Annotated in this window: 15 protein-coding genes and 1 pseudogene; 6 read left to right on the top strand and 10 right to left on the bottom strand. The window is 62.3% G+C overall.

Annotated elements, in window-relative coordinates; translation table 11 throughout:
* Window positions 1–37: 37 nt before the first annotated feature.
* The 5 genes and pseudogenes from IPV69_RS05010 to IPV69_RS27840 all read right to left on the bottom strand — a co-directional run.
* Window positions 38–2,332: an HD family phosphohydrolase gene (locus tag IPV69_RS05010; protein WP_206293819.1), complete on the bottom strand. Its 2,295-nt coding sequence runs from the start codon at window positions 2,330–2,332 to the stop codon at window positions 38–40.
* An 83-nt stretch (window positions 2,333–2,415) separates the two neighbouring features.
* Entirely contained in the window at window positions 2,416–3,354 is a 939-nt protein-coding gene (locus IPV69_RS05005; RefSeq protein WP_206293818.1) for a PhoH family protein, read from the bottom strand.
* A gap of 288 nt (window positions 3,355–3,642) precedes the next feature.
* Window positions 3,643–4,026 (bottom strand): PilZ domain-containing protein, encoded by a 384-nt coding sequence (locus IPV69_RS05000; protein ID WP_261362009.1) that lies wholly within the window; start codon window positions 4,024–4,026, stop codon window positions 3,643–3,645.
* 181 nt (window positions 4,027–4,207) lie between these two features.
* Complete coding sequence (locus tag IPV69_RS27690) at window positions 4,208–4,852, bottom strand: MscL family protein (RefSeq protein ID WP_390884394.1); 645 nt, start codon at window positions 4,850–4,852, stop codon at window positions 4,208–4,210.
* A pseudogene (locus IPV69_RS27840) lies at window positions 4,828–4,987 on the bottom strand (MscL family protein); the annotation flags it as partial. The pseudogene IPV69_RS27840 and the gene IPV69_RS27690, both read right to left, overlap by 25 nt.
* 271 nt (window positions 4,988–5,258) lie before the next feature.
* On the opposite strand from IPV69_RS27840, the gene IPV69_RS04990 reads away from it, so the two are divergent.
* The 4 genes from IPV69_RS04990 to IPV69_RS04975 are packed head-to-tail and all read left to right on the top strand — an operon-like array spanning window position 5,259 to window position 10,560.
* Window positions 5,259–5,846, top strand: a complete 588-nt coding sequence (locus tag IPV69_RS04990) for a biliverdin-producing heme oxygenase (RefSeq protein WP_206293815.1) — start codon at window positions 5,259–5,261, stop codon at window positions 5,844–5,846.
* A gap of 6 nt (window positions 5,847–5,852) precedes the next feature.
* Window positions 5,853–8,108, top strand: coding sequence for an ATP-binding protein (locus tag IPV69_RS04985; protein ID WP_206293814.1), 2,256 nt, complete (start codon window positions 5,853–5,855; stop codon window positions 8,106–8,108).
* On the top strand, window positions 8,101–8,562 hold the full coding sequence (locus IPV69_RS04980; protein WP_206293813.1) for a response regulator: 462 nt from the start codon (window positions 8,101–8,103) through the stop codon (window positions 8,560–8,562). The genes IPV69_RS04985 and IPV69_RS04980 overlap by 8 nt, the downstream gene beginning before the upstream one ends.
* A 6-nt stretch (window positions 8,563–8,568) precedes the next feature.
* The gene (locus IPV69_RS04975; RefSeq protein ID WP_206293812.1) at window positions 8,569–10,560 is read left to right on the top strand and encodes a hybrid sensor histidine kinase/response regulator; all 1,992 of its coding nucleotides are present in this window, start codon (window positions 8,569–8,571) and stop codon (window positions 10,558–10,560) included.
* Between the two features lie 25 nt (window positions 10,561–10,585).
* Here the strand turns inward: IPV69_RS04975 and IPV69_RS04970 are convergent, their stop codons facing one another.
* Window positions 10,586–11,542, bottom strand: a complete 957-nt coding sequence (locus tag IPV69_RS04970; RefSeq protein WP_206293811.1) for a phosphatidate cytidylyltransferase — start codon at window positions 11,540–11,542, stop codon at window positions 10,586–10,588.
* Between the two features lie 296 nt (window positions 11,543–11,838).
* Here IPV69_RS04970 and IPV69_RS04965 point away from each other — a divergent pair, with 296 nt between their 5' ends.
* Window positions 11,839–12,153: a hypothetical protein gene (locus IPV69_RS04965; RefSeq protein WP_206293810.1), complete on the top strand. Its 315-nt coding sequence runs from the start codon at window positions 11,839–11,841 to the stop codon at window positions 12,151–12,153.
* Between the two features lie 95 nt (window positions 12,154–12,248).
* On the opposite strand, the gene IPV69_RS04960 is transcribed toward IPV69_RS04965, so the two are convergent.
* Window positions 12,249–13,037, bottom strand: coding sequence for an isoprenyl transferase (locus tag IPV69_RS04960; protein ID WP_206293809.1), 789 nt, complete (start codon window positions 13,035–13,037; stop codon window positions 12,249–12,251).
* Between the two features lie 54 nt (window positions 13,038–13,091).
* On the bottom strand, window positions 13,092–14,702 hold the full coding sequence (gene cimA / locus IPV69_RS04955; protein WP_206293808.1) for a citramalate synthase: 1,611 nt from the start codon (window positions 14,700–14,702) through the stop codon (window positions 13,092–13,094).
* 650 nt (window positions 14,703–15,352) lie between these two features.
* Between cimA and IPV69_RS04950 the strand changes: the two genes are divergently transcribed.
* Entirely contained in the window at window positions 15,353–18,505 is a 3,153-nt protein-coding gene (locus tag IPV69_RS04950; protein WP_206293807.1) for a CBM96 family carbohydrate-binding protein, read from the top strand.
* Window positions 18,506–18,521: 16 nt separating this feature from the next.
* Here the strand turns inward: IPV69_RS04950 and IPV69_RS04945 are convergent, their stop codons facing one another.
* Window positions 18,522–18,842, bottom strand: a complete 321-nt coding sequence (locus IPV69_RS04945; RefSeq protein WP_206293806.1) for a cupredoxin domain-containing protein — start codon at window positions 18,840–18,842, stop codon at window positions 18,522–18,524.
* A 69-nt stretch (window positions 18,843–18,911) separates the two neighbouring features.
* Window positions 18,912–20,963 (bottom strand): ABC transporter ATP-binding protein, encoded by a 2,052-nt coding sequence (locus IPV69_RS04940; RefSeq protein ID WP_206293805.1) that lies wholly within the window; start codon window positions 20,961–20,963, stop codon window positions 18,912–18,914.
* Window positions 20,964–21,191: the final 228 nt, after the last annotated feature.

Here is a 21,191-nt window from a genome sequence, read left to right as displayed (position 1 = left end):
GTGAGGTTGGTTCAGATGGCAATGAGCATTCGGCGGACTAAGCGGTACCGGTCGGACGAATCTGCCCGATGGTCGTCTGCATCGTTTCCGGCGCGGTCTGTTGCTGGCTCGGGTATGGAATGCGGCCGTGATACATGCCGGCGAGCGTCTTGATCAGCGATCGCTGGATCAGCTCAAGCTCCTTCATCGTCAGTTCGCACTCATCGAACTGACGGTCGAGCAGCCGTCGCATCGTAAGGTCGCGGACGAGGCCTTCGATCTGGGCCGGACTCGGATCGCCCAGTGCACGCGTAGCGCTCTCGACGCAGTCGGCGAGCATCATGATGCCGACCTCTTTCGTCCGCGGACGAGGTCCTTCGTAGCGGTAGTGGTGCTCGCTGATCGAAGTCGTCGGATCGCGCTGCTCCTGCTGCGAGCAGGCCCGGCGATAGAAGTACTCGACCACGGTCGTTCCATGATGCTGCTGGATGAACGGGATGATGCTTGTCGGCAGGTTGTATTCTCGGGCCAGCTCAATGCCGTCCTTCACGTGCCCGACGATGATCAGCAGCGACAGATTCGGGTCGAGGTTCAGGTGGCGATTCTGCTGGCCGCCGATCTGGTTCTCGACGAAGTAATCGGGCTTGTTGATCTTGCCGACATCGTGGTAGTAGGCGGCGACGCGGCACAGGAGCGAATCGGCACCGATCGCCTTGGCGGCGGCCTCGGCAAGGTTCGCAACCTGCAGGCTGTGGTTGTAGGTGCCGGGCGCTTCGACCTGCAGTCGGCGGAACAGCGGCTGGCTGGGATCGCCGAGTTCCAGCAGCGTCATGCTGGTGGTGATGCGGAAGATCTTTTCGATGAACGGCAGGATGCCCAGGACGATGAAGCCGGCGGCGATTCCCGCCGCCCCGGTGTACAGGCAGTTGCGGAGCACGAAGCGGCCGGACTCCATGTCGAGCATTCCCGACGCGCCGGTGGCGAACATCATCGCGATCGCCGCGGCGCCGCCGACCTCGACCAGCTTGCTCCGCGTCCGGACGTCGTCCAGCAGGAAGCCGGCAATCAGTACGCCGACCCAGAGCACGAGAAAGAACGAGGCCGGCTGGTCCAACGCGATGGTCACGAGCAACCCGTGCAGGCTTGCGATGCCCATCGCGAATCGGCGGTCGTAGGCGATCGCCAGAATCATCGCCACCAGCAGCGTGGGACCTGTGCCGAAGAGGTAGATCGGGCCGTTGCCGATGCCGGCGAGAGTGGCCAGCAGGAGCATCGCGAGCATCAGCCCGGCGATCGCGCCGCCGCGGGCATAGTTCTTCACGGCCCGCGGCTGGAACGCCGCGATGTAGGCCGCCATGACCAACGTGATGATCAGCGTGCAGGCGGCGACGCCGAGATACTGCTTCCAGGCCGAGCCTTTGAGCGAATCCAGGTACGCCCCGTGTTCCGCGCGCAGAAGCGACACGTCGCCGTCGTCGAGCGCGCCTTTGAGCCGGGAAACCAGGACTTCGGTCGGGACGACATTGCGATTGCCGGCGCTCCGAAGGATGGCGGACGACGCCTCGTTCTTGCGGTAGGCGGTGGCCTGGGTATCGACCAAGTGGGTCGGCTTCAACCGGCCGAAGGAGTACTCGACCATCTTCCCCTGAAGCGCCAGCGGGAAAGCCTTCTCAGCCAGTCCCTGCAGAATCGGAACCAGCTGTGCGCGGTCGTCGACGGCATACACGTGGCTCAGCGGGATGGGCGTATCGGTACCAATCCTGATCCGGCCGCGGGTTCGTTCCTCGCGGTACTCGTCGGCAGGAATCAGGACGAGCGGATGATTGGACGCCGACTTGTTGCGGTACTCGATCAGGCCCTGCAGGAAAGCCTTGACGGTGTCTTCGTAGGTTCTGGCGGCGTCGGGTGCGCCGAACTGCCTCAGCGCGGTGCGCGAGCCGGCGTCGTCAAAGATCTTTGCCAGTTCGTCGGGAGGCTCGGTCGCCGCGCTCATGCGGATGGGCAGCGACAGCAGGTCCTTCTCGAGCGACTGCCAGGCCTCGTCGTCGGCCTTGTACACCCGTGGCTCCCGGGTCGATGCCTCGGTCTGCGCGAGGCGGAACTTGCTTTCGTCGTAGTAGCTGAACTTGACCCGGCTGACGATGTCATGCGTCACCGGCTGGCCCGGGCGGTAGGGCACCACGTTCTGCCGCAACAGCATGATCGCCGTCGCGAGCAGAAAGAAGGCAACCGCAATCGTGATCGACTGCGGAATTCCACGCTCACGCAACTGCTGCCAGTCGCGTGGCTGGGCGTCGGGGCGATTCTTACGAATCTCCTGACGCCGGGCGGTACTCTTGGTGCCGAGGTCCATAGTAGGGTCCGCCTTGGCGGACGGAAGGTTGATGCTGCAAAGGTCCGGCGCACGCGAACAATTCGCGTCCGCCAAGGCGGACCCTACTCAGCACTCCTTCGTTCGTAAGCGTTCACAATGTTCTGCACCAACCGGTGCCGAACGATGTCTTCCCGCTGCAGTTCCACCAGGCCAATGCCCTTGATGCCGCGGAGCTTATCAACGGCGTCGTCCAGCCCGCTGCGGGTGTCGTCGGGAAGGTCCACCTGGCTGGTGTCGCCGGTGACGATCATCTTGCTGTCATGACCCAGTCGCGTCAGAAACATCAACATCTGACTGGGTGTAGTATTTTGTGCTTCGTCGAGAATTACGCATGCGTCGTTCAGCGTCCGGCCGCGCATGAACGCGAGCGGGATCACTTCGATGACATCGTTGGTCATCAGGCGTTTGACCTGCTCGAAGTCCATCATGTCGTGGAGGGCATCGAAGAGCGGCCGCAGGTAAGGATTGACCTTGGCCTGGAGATCACCCGGGAGGAAGCCGAGCCGTTCGCCGGCCTCGACGGCAGGGCGGGCCAAGACGATGCGCCGCGCTTGTCCGCGTTTCAGCATCGTCGCCGCGACAGCGACCGCGAGGTAGGTCTTGCCGGTGCCGGCGGGGCCGATGCAGAAGGTCAGGTCGTGCGCGAACATCGCCGTCACGTACGCCTTCTGGCCTTCGGTCTTGGGACGGACGACTGCGCCCTTGACGTAGACGTCGATCTCGTCGGCCGAGCGGCCGTGGGTGTCGTCGAACGCCTGCCCGATCGCCTGGCCGACGTCCTCGGCGCTAAGCCAGTCCTGACGACGGAGCTTTCGCTGCAACTTGTCCAGGACGGCCGCCGCCCTGGCGACGCCGTCCTTCTCGCCGGCGATGCGGATCTCCTCCTCCCTGCTGGTGATCTGAACACCAAACGTGTCGCGGATCATGCGCAGGTAGCGATCGGCCGAGCCGAACAGGGCCAGGCGTTTGTCAGGTTGTTCAAGTGTAAGACTGAGGTTCACGTCGGGTTTCATCCGGCCGGGGTAAGTCGGCGTCGGACGATGAGAGACAATAGGGCGTCAGAGGTGCGGAAACGACCCGCAAGCCGATGCCGTCCCCCGAAACAACCCCAGGATTGTCACCCGAACTTGAGAAAAAATCGAGGGCGAAGCCGTCCAATAACAGGCCGGTCGCAGGATTGCGCACCCGGATATGCACACAAGTCTATCTATGACAGCGAGTTGCACACGAGTTTTCGGACGCCGACCGTCGCCAGAGCTCGCCCGACGCCCGGCCGATTGCACATGCCGTCAGGCGGCCCCTTGTCTTGCGGAGGTGCTCTCGATGACGCGTTCGAGCAGGCCCCCGATCAGGAACTGCCTGTGGGAGACCTTCTCGCAACGGGCCACCCGGTACAGCGCCTTAAGTGGCTCCCCAGTCGCCCGATTCATAATGGCAACGAAAAAGCTTCCCTCGGCCAGACCCTCGTAGTGGAGGATTCCCATGCCCTCAATCGATAGGTCGCGCACCCGAACCTCGTGTCGCGTCGGGGCGTCCGACACCGTGCACGGAACGACCGTTACAGTCATCCTAAACCCAACGCGGGGCCCGTCGCGTCGTTCGCTCGTGCGCTGACTGGTATCAGACCGCAACGACCCGACGATCTGCTCGAAATGCTCGGCCGACAACTTCATGTGGCTCACGGGGAGGACAAGGGGGTCGGCCGATGGGGCCGACCGCCATTCGAACGGTCACGACAGACCAAGAGCGGGCCGTGGCACGACACGCGCGCCACGGTCCACTCGGTATCGGATCGGCAGCCCGACCGGATAAGCAAAAGATGTCGTTCGCGTTCTGCAGCCAGCGTCCCAGTCGTCAGACGGTGGGCGTGGCGTTTGGCGCCAGGATGCTCGTGCAGTTCGGGCATCGCTTGGCCTTGATCGGAATGATCGAGAGGCACTCGGGGCATTCCTTGCTCGTGGGCTCTTCAGCCTTGGGCGTGCCTGCGGTTTTCTTCATGACGCCGCCCAGGATCTTCACCATGATGATGAACACCGCGGCAGCGATGATGACGAAGTTGACGATCGCCGCGATAAAGTTACCGACATTGATTCGTCCGATCTTCCAGGAAAGATCGACCGGCTTTTCCTCGGCGGCCTTCTTGTCGGCTTCGGCCTTGGCGATGGCGGCCTTGGCGTCGGCGGCTTTGCGGTCGGCTTCCAGAGCCGTCGCGAACGCCGACACCATTTCTTTCCATTCCTTCGATTTGCCGCCGGAGTCGGCGATCATCTTGTCGGCGACGGCGCCGGCCTGTGCTTCCTGCGTCGTCGGGACGGCCGGTGCTTCGGCAGAAGCGGGCGCGGGCTGCGTGGATGGGACACTCGAGGGCTTCGTCGCCGGCTGGGTTGCCGGCTGCGTCGTCGCCGTCAGGCCGACGGCGTCGCTGGCCTTGGCGGCGGCATCTACGGCCGCGTTCTTGGCATCCTTCACGGCCGTCGTCGCGTAGCTGATCGTCGGCATGATGATGTCCTTCACCAGCGAGTCGATCACGCCGGAGAAAGCCCCGCCGATCACCACGGCAATTGCCAAGTCGATCATGTTCCCTTTGAACGCGAACGCCTTGAACTCTGCCCAAAGGGTTTTAAGACTTGCCATTCGTACTGCTGCCTTTCGTGAACGCGAAGCTGGTCGGCCGACATTAGCCGAAACTCATCCGATCTGATTGTCACGAAGCTGCCTCCCGCTGTCGAGTGACCACGGGGAATCACCAATCCAATGGCACCTTCTGTTGCCAACCGGCTCCCTATTGCTCACCACGCATTTTTGTACGTTGTCAGCGGAGCCCGCCTGCGGCGAGCATGCGTACTACCGAACTGCGGCGTAACGCCTCGACGCAGCCGAGTCCGCAGTTTCTGCCTATTTCCGCATGCCGCTCATTGATCGACTTCGTCTTGCCACCGCACCCCTGCACGCCCAGGTCGAGCAAACGTTTGAAGACTGCTTCGACCTCCGCACCGTCGAAGGCTATGTCGCGGTCCTTAAGGCGTTCTACGGGTTCGTTCTACCTTGGGAACAAGCGGTACACGGGTGCGGCGATCCTGAAATCCAAATGTTGATGTCTTCACGTTGGCGTGCCGATCGCCTGGCGGCCGACCTGCGGCACTTTCATCACGGCCCGGACGACATGCCGAAATGCTCGGAACTCCCGGCGCTCGACGGTGGAAGACTGTTGGGCTCCGTCTACGTCATGGAGGGGTCGACCCTGGGAGGCCTGAAAATTAGCAAAACTTTAGAAGCCTCCCTCGGGTTGACCACCGGGCTCGGGCGGTCCTATTTCTTGGGAGAGGGAGCGCGTGCGTTGTCGCGATGGCGCGACTTCCTGGTCGAGTTCGACAGACTCGGCGGCGTTCGGTGCGAAGCCGAGATCGTTGCCGGTGCCAGTAATACGTTTGTAACGCTGGCATCCTGGCTGAAGCGGCAGGGCACGAGGTTGATCATTGGCCGCGGAGCGTGACACGCGATGAAGGACTCAGTCCGAACAATCACGGAAACGCCCCCCGAACTGTCGGGATGCGACAGCGAACCGATTCGCACGCCCGGCAGCATTCAGGGACATGGCGTCCTTCTGGTGGTCGATGCCGCCACGGCGGTCATCCGCCGCGTCAGCGCCAACGCGGTCGAACACCCCAGCGGGGGCGCCGACCGCCTGATCGGCAGCAGCCTAAGCAGCGTGCTTGGCAAAGTCCTGGCTGACAAGGTGATGGCGGTGCCGCCGGGCGAGTCGCCGATGTTCATAGAAACGACCCGGCCGCGTTCGTCGAACGGTGCGTATCACGTACTGGCGCACCGAATGGGATCGATACTGCTCGTGGAGTTGGAGGAGACCGGAAGCGGCGAACCCGCCGCGTTTGACGTCATCTACCCGGTCCTGCAATCCCTGGTCAGCAAGCTGCTCGCTGCTAAAAACATGCCCGAGGCGTGTGCCGTAGCGGCCGGGCAAGTCAGAGAGCTGACGGGATTTGATCGCGTTCTCGTCTACCAGTTCGACCCGGACTGGAACGGGATCGTTGTCGCCGAAGATCGCAATGACCGCCTGCCGAGCTACCTCGGCCAGAGATTTCCGGCATCCGACATCCCGGCCCAGGCGCGCGACCTGTACCGGGTCAATCCCGTCCGGCTGATTCCCGACGCCTCCTATACGCCGGTGCCGCTCAGGCCGGCGGATTCGGCTCACGAACCGCTCGATCTCTCGTACGCTTCACTGCGGAGCGTTTCGCCGCTTCATGCCGAATACATGCGAAACATGGGAACGGCGGCGTCCATGTCGGTGTCGATCGTCGTGGCCGAGAAGCTGTGGGGCTTGATCGCATGTCACAATGCCCAACCCCGCCGCGTACCGTTTCATGTCAGGACCGCGTGCGTGTTTCTCGGACAGGTGCTGTCGCAGCAGGTGGCTGCGCATTCGCACGCCGAGCAATACACGAGCAGAATGGCGCTCAAGTCGTACCAGTCCAGGTTGCTGGCGGAAATGGCAGGCGAGTCGGAGTTCCTGCGTGGCCTCACTGCCGACAAGGCGTCGCTGCTGAACCTCACCGGATCGACCGGTGCGGCGATCGTGTCCGCCCAGCAGTGCATCCTCATCGGCCAGACTCCCGGCGAAGCAAAGGTCCGGGCGTTGAGTGACTGGCTGGAAAGTCGCCCGCCGGCGGAAGTCTTCTGGACACATCAGCTTTCAGCCGCGTTTCCCGAATCGGCCGAATACGCAGATCTGGCCAGCGGCGTATTGGCGATCTCCGTCTCGAAGCTGCACGCCCGCTACCTGATCTGGTTCCGTCCGGAACTGATTCGCACGCTGTCCTGGGCCGGCGACCCCAATAAGAATGCACCGGACATCCATACCGGGCGAATCCACCCCCGACACAGCTTTGACGTCTGGAAGCAGATCGTCCGGAACACTTCAGAGCCCTGGACCGATGCCCAGATCGAAGCCGCGACCGAACTGCGGAATCACATCGTCGGCATCGTGCTCCGCAAGGCCGAGGAAGTGGCCGAACTTGCGGGCGAACTCGAGCAGAGCAACAAGGAGCTGGAGGCGTTCAGCTACAGCGTGTCACACGATTTGCGGGCGCCGTTCCGGCACATCGTCGGGTACGCCGAGCTGCTGCGTCAGGACGAAGCCAACGGCCTGAGTGCCACCGGAAAGCGATACATCGAAACGATCATCGAATCGGCCCAGTACGCCGGAACCCTGGTGGACAATTTGCTGACGTTCTCACAGATGGGGCGTGCCGCCCTCTCGATGAGCGCGATCGACCTTAATCTGCTGTTCCAGGAAGGCTGGCGCGAACAGCGCAGCGATATCGGCGAACGACACATCGCCTTCGCGGTGGCACCTCTGCCGACAGTCCAGGCAGACCTGATGATGCTGCGGCTGGTCGTGCAGAATCTGCTCTCAAATGCCGTCAAATACACCAGCACCACGCCGCAGGCGAAGGTGGACGTCGGATACGTTTCGGAGCCTTCCGAACACGTCATTTTTGTCCGGGATAACGGGGTAGGGTTCGACATGAAGTACGTCGGCAAGCTGTTCGGCGTGTTTCAACGACTTCACCGGATGGAAGAGTTCGAGGGCACCGGCATCGGACTTGCCAACGTGCGGCGAATCATCAGTCGTCATGGCGGTCGCACCTGGGCCGAAGGCGAGCCCGGCAAGGGTGCGGTCATCTACTTCACGCTCCCGAAGAACGAGCCACAGGACAAGGAGACCCATGGCTGAACTCAAACCCATTCTACTGGTGGAGGACAATCCCAAAGACCTGGAACTGACACTCGCCGCGCTGGAACGAAGTCAGCTTGCCAACGATGTGGTGACCGTTCGCGACGGCGAAGAGGCACTGGACTACCTGTTCATCCGGGGGCGTTTCAAGGACCGCCCACGCGGACTGCCGGCGGTCATCCTGCTCGACCTGAAGCTGCCCAAGGTGGACGGTCTGGAAGTGCTTCGGGCGATCAAATCCGAAGCCGCCACGCAAACGGTTCCGGTCGTCATGCTCACCAGCAGTCGCGAGGAGCAGGACCTGGTGCGCAGTTACAAGCTTGGCGTCAACGCCTACGTGGTTAAGCCGGTGGGCTTCAAGGATTTCGTGGACGCCATTCAGGATCTCGGCGTGTTCTGGGCGGTTCTGAACGAGCCCCCACCGGGAGCCGTGAGGCCCCAGATGAAGCGGTAGTTTTCGATGGATCGAGACGACGTAAAACTTCAACGAGACGGACGCATCCTGATCCTCCACCTGGAGGACAGTCCGCTCGACGCCGACCTGACGGTCGCCCGTCTGCGCCGCGAAGGCTTGGAAGCCGAGGTGCGGCGGGTGGATACGCGCGCCGCATTTGAGTCGGCGATCGAAAGTGGCGCCCCGTGGGACGCGATCCTTTCGGATTACAAGCTCCCGGCCTTTGATGGCATGTCGGCGTTGTCGATCGCCCGCCAGAACCGGCCGGATGTACCGTTCATCTTCGTTTCCGGCGTGCTCGGCGAGGAAAATGCGATCGATTCGCTGAAGCTCGGCGCGACGGATTACGTGCTCAAGCAGCGCATGGACCGGCTGGTTCCGTCCCTGCGACGCGCCCTGGCGGAGGCGGCGGAGCGAAGACGCCGCCGGGACGTCGAACAGGAACTCTCGCGCAGCCAGGCGCAACTCCGCTTCACGCTCGAAGCGGTCCGCATAGGCCACTGGGATGTCGACGCCGCCTCGGGCAGGTTCCGAGCACGGTCACCGTTTTTTGACCACATCTTCGGATGCGACAGGCCGGACCTTCCGTGGGACATCGATCGCCTGCTCTCGCACGTTCATGCTGACGACGCGCCGAACGCCGGCTCGTCGTTGAATAGCGTGCTGCGGCCCGGCGGCCACTGCGAGTTCGAGTGTCGGATTCTTTGGGAGGATGGAACCGAGCGGTGGGTTTGGATCAAGGGGGCGCACCACCCGTCCACGGGGTCCTTGGAATCCGGATCGGCGTCGGGACTGGTGATGGACATCACCGCAAGAAAGCTTGCCGAGCAGGAACGCGAGCGCCTTCTGCGCAGTGAACGTGAGGCGCGGTCGGAGGCCGAGCGCGCCAGTCGGCTGAAGGATGACTTCCTGGCTACGCTGTCTCACGAACTTCGTACACCGCTGAACGCCGTGCTCGGCTGGGCACAACTGCTGCGCCGGGGTGCTGTTCCCGCGCACGAGCAGCCCGCGACCATGGAGATCATTGAGCGGAACGCCCGCTTGCAGGCCCAGTTGGTCGAAGACTTGCTGGACATGAGTCGCATCACCTCCGGCAAACTGCGACTGGAATCGGAACCCACCGAGCTGACACCGGTCATTCGCGCGGCGTTGTCGGCGATTCAGCCTGCGGCCGAGAGTCGAAGCGTAAAGCTTGTTGACCACGTCCCCCGGCCGTCGCTGGTGGTCCGAGGCGACGCGTCGCGATTGCAGCAGGTGTTCTGGAATCTGTTGTCCAACGCCGTCAAGTTCACTCCGCCCGGCGGAGAGGTGGAGGTATCGGCGACCGCGACCAGGGACTGGGTTGAGGTCAAGGTGAAGGACACCGGCCAGGGCATAGACCTCGACTTCCTGCCCAACGTTTTCGACCGATTCCGGCAGCAGGACTCATCGATCGTTCGTCGCCATGGCGGATTGGGTGTCGGCCTGTCCATCGTAAGGCATCTTGTCGAACTGCACGGCGGCGAGGTGTATGCCGAGAGTGACGGTCCCGGGACTGGCGCAACATTCATCGTCCGACTGCCGCGTTCGCGAATCAATCCCAACGGCAGCATCACATTCGCCGGTCGAATGAAGCCACCAAGCCTGACCGGCTTAAAAGTGCTCGTCGTGGACGACGAACCTGACGCCCGCGACTACTTCCGGCGGATTCTCGTGGACTGCGGCGCCCAAGTGCTTGTCGCCGACCGCGCTGAAACGGGAATGAAGATTCTCGAGTCGGAACGCCCCGATTTGCTCCTCAGCGATATCGGCATGCCGGAGCAGGACGGGTACACGTTTATTCGCCGCGTCAGGGCGAGCGGGGACGGCATGGCCGACATCCCGGCGATCGCACTGACCGCCTATGCACGCCCCGAGGACCGCCAACGGTCGCTTTCGGCGGGTTTCAATGACCATCTTTCGAAACCCGTCGATGTGGCCAGACTGCTGGAACGCGTAAGCGAGCTGATGTCGGCGTAAGCGGCCGGGGGCCCAAAACAGGCGTTCATACCAGACTGAACATCAGGTAGGCGAACGGCGCAGCAAGGAGCGGGCTGTCGATGATGTCGAGCACACCGCCGAAGCCGGGAACGAGTTTGCCGCTGTCTTTGACTTCGGCGTCGCGTTTCATCATCGACTCCAGCAGGTCGCCGGCCTGACCGATCCCACCGATCACGACACCGAAGACGACGCCGCGCCACCAGACCCAGTTGGCCGGTATGCCGTTCGTGCCGGCACCCAGTGCAAAAAGAGCGCCCACGCCCGCGGCAGTCGCCAGGCCGCAGAACAGGCCCTCCCATGTCTTACCCGGGCTGAGCCAGGGGATGAGCTTGTGGCGGCCGAGTGCACGACCGCCGAAGTAGGCGCCAATGTCGGTGAACTTCACCATCAGCAGGATCATAAGGATGATCGCGGTGGTCCCCTTGAAACCGCTCTCCCCCTGTCCCTGCTTGACCCGGATCGCCATCAGGAACCACCCGAGTCCGCCGAGGTAGAGAGAGGCGAGCACGGTGCCTGCCATGCGGACAATCGCTTCCTGGGTCTGCTTGTCCCAGGCCCGCCGCAGCGCCGCCAGCAGGGGAATGAACGCAACGATAAAAGCCAGTGCCGAAGCGGCGACGACTTTGAAGGGCGGGAACTGCGTGAGAAACGCGTGAAGCACGATCGCACCGGAACCCAGCGCGGCGATCAGCGGGTACGGCTTCACTCGCTCGGCGGCGAAAAGTGTGCCGATCTCTTTCGTCGCGATCGGCAGCACGATCGCGAGGATGATGAGCAGCCCCAACCCGCCGACGCCTGAAGGCATCTCAAACTTGTTCGGCTCAAACTGCCTGTAGCCGAAATAGTCCTGTGTCCACTGACGCGTCATGCCCTGGAAATTGGCATCGAGCCACAAAAGACCGACGAGGCCCAGGAGCATGATCGGGCCGAAGGTCAGGCGGTTGCGAAGGGAGGCTTCCATAGGAGAGACATCAACGGAGAGGGGACATCAGGATTCGCCGGACGCTGCCGGTCACGGGCAAGTACGCTTGGCCAGCCGATGTGCCGATACCGCAAGGCGAACCGTGATCCGGGCGTCACACAAGCCGGCACGACCGGGCGGGATGGTTTACGCGAGTGGCGTCGCGGTTGCAATCAAACGGTGAAGTTGGGAGGCCCGGTTGACCGATAACAGCGCGGTCGGGAACAGGCCCAGGGCCTGTCGATTCGAATCGAGTCTCACGCGAAGTCTTTCGCTCGTGCCCAGGAGCCACTGTCATGCCGCCGACTGTTTCTCGTCGCCTGCTGCTGTTGATGCTGATCCCATGTGCGGCACTGCTCGTCGGTTGCGGCGGCACGGTCGTCTGTACGCACGACGCCGGAAACCTGGAAACGCCGATCGAAGCCCCAAGCGACGGCGAATACACCCTGCACCAGAAGTTCCCGCCATCGACGATCAAGGGGCCCATCCCTTTGCGCAAAGGCGATGCCATCGGCTTCAAAACCGCCGAAACCGGCCGGATCAACGTGGTGGCCGGTGAGAGCATCTGGACGTATGAAGATGCTTCGATGGTGTGGAAACGAAAAGATTGAGTTGCAGGAAAGGGCTGAGGCGTTCAACGCTGAGAAATGCCCGCTCGCCTACCCCAGACCTGTAGCTTCGCACCGAACGCGCATAGCAGTACTGCCTACTGCCTACTGCCTACTGCCTTCAACGTGTTGGTGTGATCCAGCGCTCCAAATCGCCGGTTGCGGCTGGCAAACGCGCGGATTCCCTCGTGTAGGTCGGCGACGCCGAAATCGGGCCAGAGCGTCGGACTCACGAACAGTTCCGCGTAGCTGATCTGCCACAGCAGGTAGTTGCTCACCCGCATTTCGCCGGCGGTGCGAATCAGCAAATCCGGGTCGGGCATGCCGGCGGTGTAGAGGTGGCCGCTGATGACCTCTTCGTTGATCTGTTCCGGTTTGAGCCGGCCTTCCTTCACTTCCCGTGCGATGGCCTGCACGGCGTCAACGATCTCGGCCCGGCTGCCGTAGTTCAGTGCCAACACCAGCGTCAGGCCGGTGTTGTGCTTCGTCTCTTCCAGCGTCCGTTCCATCTCATTGAGCACCGGCAGCGGCAGATTCTCCAGCCGGCCGATCTGCTGGAAGCGGATGTTGTTCTCCATCATGGTCGCCCGTTCGCTGCGCAGGTAGTCGATGTACATCTGCATCAGGAACGTGACTTCATCGACCGGGCGCTTCCAGTTTTCGAGGCTGAAGGAGTAAAGGGTGAGGTAGTCCGGCCCACCGAACTCTTTCCTCAGCCGGGCGCACTCGGTGACGATGTCGCGCACGGTGCGAGCGCCCTGCTGGTGCCCCCGCACCCGCTCCAGACCGCGTTTGACTGCCCAGCGTCCATTGCCGTCCATGATGACGGCGATGTGCCGGGGGATCTTGTTGCGCGGGAGGTCTGAGAGATCGGGGGCGACGGACATTGTCCGGCGATTGTCCGGCGGCGGAGGGATGGATGCAAGGAGGGCACCCGGCGATCAAGGCTGCCCAGCCCCCTCCTCCACATGCACCAGATGATACTCATACGCGTCCACGAGCGCCTGCCAGCTGGCGTCGATCACGTTCGTGCTGACGCCGATGGTGCCGAACAGCTCCTTTTTTCCTTCCGTGCTGCCGTCGCCGGGTGAGCGGTTCCGCTTGCATTCGATCACCACCCGCACCTTCGCCGACGTCTCGTCCTTGCTGTTGATGACGCGAACCTTGTAGTCGGTCAGGTGGACCTGATCGATCTGGGGGTAATGTGCCCGCAGCGCCTTGCGCAGCGCGCCGTCCAGCGCGGCCACCGGGCCGTCGCCTTCGGCGACCTGATGCTGACTGTCGCCGCCGACGTGCAGCTTGACCGTCGCCTCGCTAAGCGGATCGCTGCCGTTCTGCCGGAGGATGACGCAGCGGTAATGGTCAAGTTCGAAATACTTGCGGTACCGCCCGATCTCTTTCCGAAGCAGCAGTTCGAAACTCGCCTCGGCAGCCTCGAACTGATACCCCTCGTTCTCAAGGTCCTGCACGCGGCCGAGGACCTTGCGCAACACCTCCTTGTCCGACTCGATGTCGAACTTCTTACCCGCCTTGGCGGCGATGTTGCTCTGGCCGGACATCTCGCTCACCAGCACCTTGCGGCTGTTGCCCACCGTCTCCGGCGAAACATGCTCGTACGTGCTGGCGTCCTTCTGCACGGCATGAACGTGCATGCCGCCCTTGTGCGCAAAGGCGCTCGCCCCGACGTAAGGCTGGCCGTTGATCGGGCTCATGTTCGCGATCTCATAGACGTACCGGCTGGTCTCCGTCAGGTGTTTGAGGCTGTCGGCCCGAAGGCAGTCGTGGCCGTACTTCAGGCGAAGGTTGGCGATGAACGGCAGCAGGTCCATGTTACCGCACCGCTCGCCGACGCCATTGATCGTTCCCTGCCCGTGCGTGGCACCCGCGGCGATACCCGCCAGACCGTTGGCCATCGCCATGCCGCAATCGTTGTGGGTATGAACACCGACTCGGGCCGACGTCTGCTTCAATACGTCCGCCACGGCGCGGGCCACATGCTCGGGCATCGATCCGCCGTTCGTGTCGCACAGCGCCAGCACCGACGCGCCCGCTTCCTGCGCCGCCAGCAGCGTGCGGATGGCGTACTCAGCGTTGGCCTTATAGGCGTCGAAGAAATGCTCGGCGTCGTAAACCACCTGCCGCCCGGCTGACCGCATCAACGCGACGGTATCGCCGATCATCTTCAGGTTCTCCTCCAGCGACACCCCAAGCACCTTGGTCACCTGGAACTCGCTGGATTTGCCGACGATCGTCACCACCGGCGTTTCGGCCTCAAGCAGCGCCTTCATGCCGGGGTCGTCCTCGGCCTTGATCCCGCGCCGCCGGGTCATGCCAAATGCGGCGACCTTGGCGTGTTTGAGCTTCAGCTCACGCACATCGCGAAAAAACGCGGCATCCTTCGGGTTGGAAAGAGGAAAGCCACCTTCGATGTAATCCACGCCCAGTTCGTCGAGCTTCTGAGCAATCGCGAGCTTGTCCTGCAGCGAGAGATTGAAGCCTTCGCCCTGCGTGCCGTCACGGAGGGTGGTGTCGTAGATTTCGATGCGGGACATGGGTGGTCCTTTGTCACTGGTCATTTGTCAGTTGCGGCGTACCGGGCAACCACAAGGATTCGAAAGCGGTCTAAACAAAAAACCCTGCCAATGGGCAGGGCTCTGGTCGTCATTCAAACAAGCTAAGACGTCGGCCCTACCCGAGATGTCGGGGCGTAATAATGGGCCGGGCGACGTAGGCAACAGACAGCATTGCGATGATCGTAGCGGGAAACGCCATTTCGTCAAATTCTTAAAGTAAACGAGAGGCCGTTAACAAGTGCTTGCACCTTTCGGCGATAGTTGAAATCCGGTTGGCCAGCTTAGAGGCCCGTGGTATGTTCATGCATGCCACGGCAGCAGGGGACTACTTTCCCTTAAATACCTTGATCAATGTCTGTGAACCGGGGCGGTTCGCCCACGGCAGCACTTGGGGACTGTGGCATAGTCGTGGGAGAAGTCTTCCAGTGATTCAGCCTTCATCGTCGCGACCACGGATCGAAAATCTGGAACGCCGCCGCCTCTTCGCCGTCGGGACGGCGCTGTCAGCCTATCCTCCAAGCCCGCTGTACGGCTCGGGCGTTAGCTCCGACCCGAGCCGTTTTATTCAGAGTGCGGACGTCATTCCGGACGCGCCAACCAATGCGTCTCTGTCAACGTACTCGGTACGGTTGACTTGGGCATCAGATTCCGGCGTGACAGACGTCCGCATCAGGCGGTCATTGGTCGGGCCCTTGGGGCCGTCGGTATTCACTTTCAGCGACTTACCGGCCGCGGGCGAATACGTCGACTCTTCCATTGAGGCCGGTCAGACCTATGACTACACCATTTACCGACGAACAAGCGACGGCAACTTCAACCCGTCGGACCTGCTGCGACTGACGATGCCCGGCCTTGCAAGCCCGGTCGACGATGCGAACGTCGGCATTGCACGGTTTCCGAATGATCTGACTTCATACAAAGGCTACTGCTATTTTACGTCGGGCGTCTCTGTTCCGGGGCTCTGGCGAAGCGACGGGACCGCGTCCGGAACCAAGCTGGTTGTCCTGCTAGACCCCGTGAAGGGCGTCACTCCTGCAGAGCTTACGGTTGCTGGAAACCTCCTCTACTTCAGGACCGGCGACAGTAGCGTAGGGCAGTACCTCTGGTCCTCCGACGGAACCGACACAGGCACACGGATTGTCCGCCAGCTCGCTCCGCCGGGCACATCGGATACCTACGTCGAGTACAGCGACTTTATCGCCGCCGGAGACCGACTGTTTTTCAGTTCAACGCCCGACCCGTTTTCGGAAACTCGCACGCTCTGGACAAGTGACGGGACCGAGGGCGGAACAAAGCCGATCGAAGACGTCTCGCTTTATGTCGGGCCCTACCAGGGCCCCGGCACCGCTTCACCAGGCAAGCCGAGCCCCATTGTTTCGGGATCTACCCTCTGCTTCGTCGGCACCACCCCCGCGGGCGGCGTAGAACTTTGGCGAACCGATGGCAGCCCGTCTGGCACGTCGGTCGTCGCCGACCTCAGCACAGGTCCCGAATCGACGCAAATCACGGCTCTAACGATCATCAACGGCACAGTCTATTTCGGTGTGGGGGGTGGTTCCGCGGGGCTTTATGCAACCGATGGAACCGCCGCCGGTACGCGTCTGGTTTGCACATCCCCCACCGGCGGACCGACGGTCATTGCCGGCACCGGGCTGGGGCCCCTCGCTGGCAAAGTCTACTTCGGTACTGCGGGCAACGCCCTATATGAAGTCGATGCCGGCGGAGGCTCCGCCGTATTACGCCTAGGCGGGGTACGCACCGATCAAATCGTGGGCTTGGGTGGCCGACTGATCGCAGCCCTAGACGGAAGCCTCGTCACGATCACCCCGGACATCGTTTCAACTCTCTCGGCATTGAAGCCCATTGCCCAGCCGTCCCTTTTCAAACGGGTACTTTATCGCGTCGGAGACAAGGTCTACTTCATTGACGACACTCGACTCTATCGCACGGATGGCACATCAGCCGGTACCATCTTCGTCGCGAATGGAGCACCAGTCTTCGCCGAACTCGGCGGACGGCTCGCCGAGGTGAACGGCTCGCTCTTTTACAAGGCGACGGATGTCAACGGTAGCAACGATCAGCTTTGGTGCGTCTCGGGAACAGCCCCGATAGCTCCGGATGAGGTCCGCGCAATTGCCGACCCTTCAACGCCAGTCGCAGCACTCTCGGCTCGCTATATGCCTGCAGTCGGCACTGGCGCGTTGCCTGCCGCGACGAGGGTTCAGGTCAGTTGGAAAGACCGCGCCTCAACTGAAACCGGATTCTACGTCGAGCGATCGACATCGCCAGACTTTTCCGGCCCAACCAGCAATGTTTGGGTCAACGCAAACGCACAGGCGTGGACCGATCCTGCGGCACCGACGACTGCGTACTATCGCGTGGCGTCCATGAATGCGGCGGGAGTTTCACCTCCATCGCAGGTCGTTGCGGTGACCGCGCCCGCGTCGATATCCGGACGGGTCGGTCAGGACACAGACGGCAACGGCATCCTTGCGCCATCCGAGCCAGGGCTGGCCAACACGCAAGTCTTCCTCGACTTGAACGGAAACAGCATTCGCGACGGGCTTGATCCCGTCGTAACAACCTTAGCTACCGGCGCCTATTCATTCGCCAACCTCGCGCCCGGCGGATATCGCATCGGAGTGGTCACACCGGCGGGTTGGTCACCCTCCAACAACATCTCCATTCAGCGAACCATCAGCGTGGCGGCCGGCCAGAACTTCTCTGCCGATGTGCTCATTCGACGGTCCCCTTCGATCGCGCTTCGGGCATCTGCTGACGCGTATGTTCGGGACGGATCCTATGCAGCGACCAATTTTGGGTCGGCCAGCGAACTTCACGTGCGCAAGAATACGATTGCCGGCAACTCCCGTGAGGCATATCTTCGCTTCGACCTAACGACCGTCGGTCCGTCGTCCGGACTGACCTCGGCGAAGGTGCGTGTCGCGGGCAAGCTCTCTCAAGCACTTGCGAGTGGGGTGTCTATCGGCCTTTTTGCCGTCAGCTCGGCGACTTGGACGGAGTCCGGCCTCAAGTGGAGCAATAAGCCCGCAACTTCAGCGACCGCCTTGGCGACCCGAACGATTTCGGCAACCGGCGCGACCTGGATCGAGTTCGATGTGACGAACTACGTGAGGCAACAAAAGGCGGCCGGCGTCGTCACCGTGAACTTTGCAATCAAGGCGATCGCGGCTGCGACGCCATGGGTTACCATTGTCAGCGATGAAGCGACCGCGAATCGGCCGGAACTGCTCGTTCAGCAGAGTCAGACAACGACGCTTCCCCCACCTGTGTCTCCTCCGCCAACGTCCCCTCCACCGATATCGCCTCCGCCGACTACAACAGGGGCAACCAAGATCAAGTTCCAGCCTGCTTCGGCTCCGACGGTGGCCGGATATATGGTCGATACCGGGGCGACCTACGGCACGCGAAACGGCCGCACCTACGGATGGACGATCAGCCACAGTGATGCCGTCGTCGATCGTAACAAGAATACCAATCAACTGCTCGATACTAATGTAGGTGTGAAGGCGGGTGCCAGATGGGAAGTCGCTGTTCCCAATGGCACCTACACGGTGAGGGTCGGCATCGGCGATTCCGGCGCAAGCAGCCAGAACAACGTCTGGATCGAAAGTGCCAACCTGTTCAATTACGTCGCACTTACGGCGAACACCTTCAGCAGCAAGTCGATCACGGTCACAGTCGCCGACGGTAAACTGTCGCTCGGCGTCGGAGGGGCTGCAACGGGCGTGACGCGGATCAACTTCATCGAGATCACCTAGCGACGGGTCACAGTGACTACTTTGCGACCACTACCACACCCCTGGTTCGGGGTGAAGGGTCAGACCCATAGGCATAGCTGCCCGGCTTGCTGAACGTCTTGCTGAACGTGCGTCCCTTTTTCAGCGTCCCAGACTCGAACGACCCGTCATCCGCGGTCACGGTGTGCTCGCGGTCGTCATTGTTCGTCCAGGTGACGGTATCGCCGACTTTCACTTCCACCGTGCCGGGGCTGTACTTGAGACCCGAGATTGACACATTCACGCGGTCGGCCAACGCGAACGTGGCGGAGCCGACCAGCGTTAAAAACACGAATGCAAATTGAAAATGGCGGTTCATCGGGGCCTCGATCGGTGCCGCGAGATTAGACACGTCTCCGACCCGACGGTTATACGCCGTGCCGCCACTTCACTCCATCTTCGCGTGCGACCACTCCTTCTTCACCGGCTTGGGTTCCACGACAGGCGCTGGCGGGGGGCTGGTCTGCAAGTCCACCATCGCCCGGTATCTTCCGCTCGCCTGCATCAACTCATCGTGCCGGCCTTGCTCGACAATCCGGCCGTTCTCCAACACCAGGATTCGATCGGCGTGCGCGATCGTGCTCAGGCGGTGGGCTATCACGAAACTCGTCCGGCCGGCCATCAGGGATTGCAGGCTTCCCTGGATGAGCCGTTCGGATTCGGTGTCGAGGTTGCTCGTCGCCTCGTCGAGGATCAGGATGCGGGGGTCGGCCAGAATGGCCCGGGCGATCGTCAGTCTCTGCCGCTGCCCGCCGGACAGCTTCACGCCTCGCTCGCCAATCAGCGAGCCATAGCCGTCGGCTAGTTTACTGATGAACTCGTGGGCATTGGCCAACTTTGCCGCGTGCTCGATCTCCGTCTGCGTCGCGTTCCGACGGCCATAGGCGATGTTGTCGGCGATCGTGCCGTCGAACAGGAACGTGTCCTGCTCGACGATACCCAGCAGCCGGCGGTAGCTCTCGGCAGTGATGTCAGTCAGTGCGACGCCATCGAGTTTCACTGAGCCGCCCGTCGGGTCGTAAAACCGCGCGACGAGGTTGCAGAGGGTCGTCTTACCGGCACCGCTGGGGCCGACCAGCGCCACCATCTCTCCCGGCCGGACGTCGAGATTGATGCCTTGCAGGACCGGCGTTTCGGAACCCTTGTAGCTGAACGCCACGTTCTCGAACGTGATCCGCCCGGTAGCCCTATCGCGATCCACGACCTTTGCGCCGGGTTTCGACGGCATCTCCAGTGGCTCAGCGAGCAGGTCGAGAACGCGATCAAGCCCCGACAGGCTGTTCTGCAGCGAAGTCGCCGTCGCCGCAAGCGCGGCGATCGGGCCGAGCAGGGCCGTCAGGTACGCCAGAAACATCACCAGATCGCCCACCGTCAACGCCTGGGCCTGGGTGATCAGGCCGGCGCTGAGCTTCTGGTTGTCGGCCAGCACCCGCATGCCGCCGAAATAGAGCAGCAACGCCGACGCGACCGGGATGATGACCGACCAGGCCATGTCGATGCCGCGCATCCACCACCAAGCGAAGACTTCCTGACGGGCCATCAGATGGCCGTTGCGGGTGAACTGTGCGGCTTCGGACTGTTGACGGGAGAACGAGCGGACGACGCGCATTCCGCCGAAGGCTTCGGTCGCGTGCGAGTCGATCGTCTGGCGGGTCGAGCGGATGTCGCGGAAGAGCGGCCGAATCCTGCCGATCCAGGTGCGGTGTGTGAGCCAGACCGTCGGCAGTAGTGCCAGCGAGCCCAACAGTAATCGCCAATCGACGAACGCCAGGATCACTAAGCTGCCAATGAGCTGAATGATCGCCCGCCAGGGGTTGTAAAGTAGCGAGAAGATCAGGTCGCCCACGCCGCCGGCGTCTTCACGAAGGATGGACGCGACGCCGCCGGACTTCAGTTCATACACCCGGTGCAACGGCAGGCGCACGGCGTGGTCGAACACCTTCTTGCGGACCGACACCTGCACCCGCTTGGTCATGCGGGTTGCCTGCCAGCGGCTGATCAGGCTGAAGCCCTCGGAGGTGATCGCCAGAATCACCATGGCGATGGCGACAAAGGTCAGCGTGGCGATGGGACCCTGCGGCGTCGGCACCCATGCCGGCAATCCGGTCGGCAGCGGCGGGTTCCTCAGCACACTGTCGAACACCACTTTCGTCCCGTAAAGCGGCAGCAGGCCCAGAAGGGTGGAGATGCCCAGCGCCGCGAGAATGACAGCGAGCGTTTTGCGGTGACCGCGGAGCAGGCCCCAGAACTCTTTCAGCAACTTCGTAAACGAGCGAGTCCGCTTGCGATCCTTTTTGTGGCCTGGATCACCCGTCCCGACCGCCGACGCACCCGGCACCTGAGCGTCGGCCGATCCCTCGACCCGCTTCTTCCGGCGGTCGTTAAGCTTTTGGCGGTAATCACGATAACGACGGCGACTGGAACGGAGCGGAGGAGGCATGGGTGGTATTGTAGGCTGTGGCAGGGGCGTCTTGCCCGTGTTTCCGTTTGCCGGAATCCGAGCAACCGGGAGCCATGTTACTCGCGTGGTCGTGCGAAGGGATGCTTTCACATCACTCGGTAGTGCAAAACATGGACGCGACACCGCTGCCAACTTCACCGGGGCGGCATTTGTGATTCCACATCCCACGGCGGGTCAGGTACAACAAACGAACACTTCCCCATGCAA

The sequence above is a fragment of the Humisphaera borealis genome (assembly GCF_015169395.1).
In the GTDB taxonomy this organism is placed as follows: domain Bacteria; phylum Planctomycetota; class Phycisphaerae; order Tepidisphaerales; family Tepidisphaeraceae; genus Humisphaera; species Humisphaera borealis.
This window is presented reverse-complemented; position numbering and strand designations above follow the sequence as displayed.

Coding starts and splice junctions, on each gene's coding strand:
- IPV69_RS04945 (WP_206293806.1), bottom strand. CDS start 18,842: ATGAACCGCCATTTTCAATTTGCATTCGTGTTTTTAACGCTGGTCGGC.
- IPV69_RS05000 (WP_261362009.1), bottom strand. CDS start 4,026: ATGAAGTTGTCGGCCGAGCATTTCGAGCAGATCGTCGGGTCGTTGCGG.
- IPV69_RS05010 (WP_206293819.1), bottom strand. CDS start 2,332: ATGGACCTCGGCACCAAGAGTACCGCCCGGCGTCAGGAGATTCGTAAG.
- IPV69_RS04980 (WP_206293813.1), top strand. CDS start 8,101: ATGGCTGAACTCAAACCCATTCTACTGGTGGAGGACAATCCCAAAGAC.
- IPV69_RS04990 (WP_206293815.1), top strand. CDS start 5,259: ATGCCGCTCATTGATCGACTTCGTCTTGCCACCGCACCCCTGCACGCC.
- IPV69_RS27690 (WP_390884394.1), bottom strand. CDS start 4,852: ATGCCGACGATCAGCTACGCGACGACGGCCGTGAAGGATGCCAAGAAC.
- IPV69_RS04940 (WP_206293805.1), bottom strand. CDS start 20,963: ATGCCTCCTCCGCTCCGTTCCAGTCGCCGTCGTTATCGTGATTACCGC.
- IPV69_RS04960 (WP_206293809.1), bottom strand. CDS start 13,037: ATGTCCGTCGCCCCCGATCTCTCAGACCTCCCGCGCAACAAGATCCCC.
- IPV69_RS04970 (WP_206293811.1), bottom strand. CDS start 11,542: ATGGAAGCCTCCCTTCGCAACCGCCTGACCTTCGGCCCGATCATGCTC.
- IPV69_RS04985 (WP_206293814.1), top strand. CDS start 5,853: ATGAAGGACTCAGTCCGAACAATCACGGAAACGCCCCCCGAACTGTCG.
- IPV69_RS04975 (WP_206293812.1), top strand. CDS start 8,569: ATGGATCGAGACGACGTAAAACTTCAACGAGACGGACGCATCCTGATC.
- IPV69_RS04965 (WP_206293810.1), top strand. CDS start 11,839: ATGCCGCCGACTGTTTCTCGTCGCCTGCTGCTGTTGATGCTGATCCCA.
- cimA (WP_206293808.1), bottom strand. CDS start 14,702: ATGTCCCGCATCGAAATCTACGACACCACCCTCCGTGACGGCACGCAG.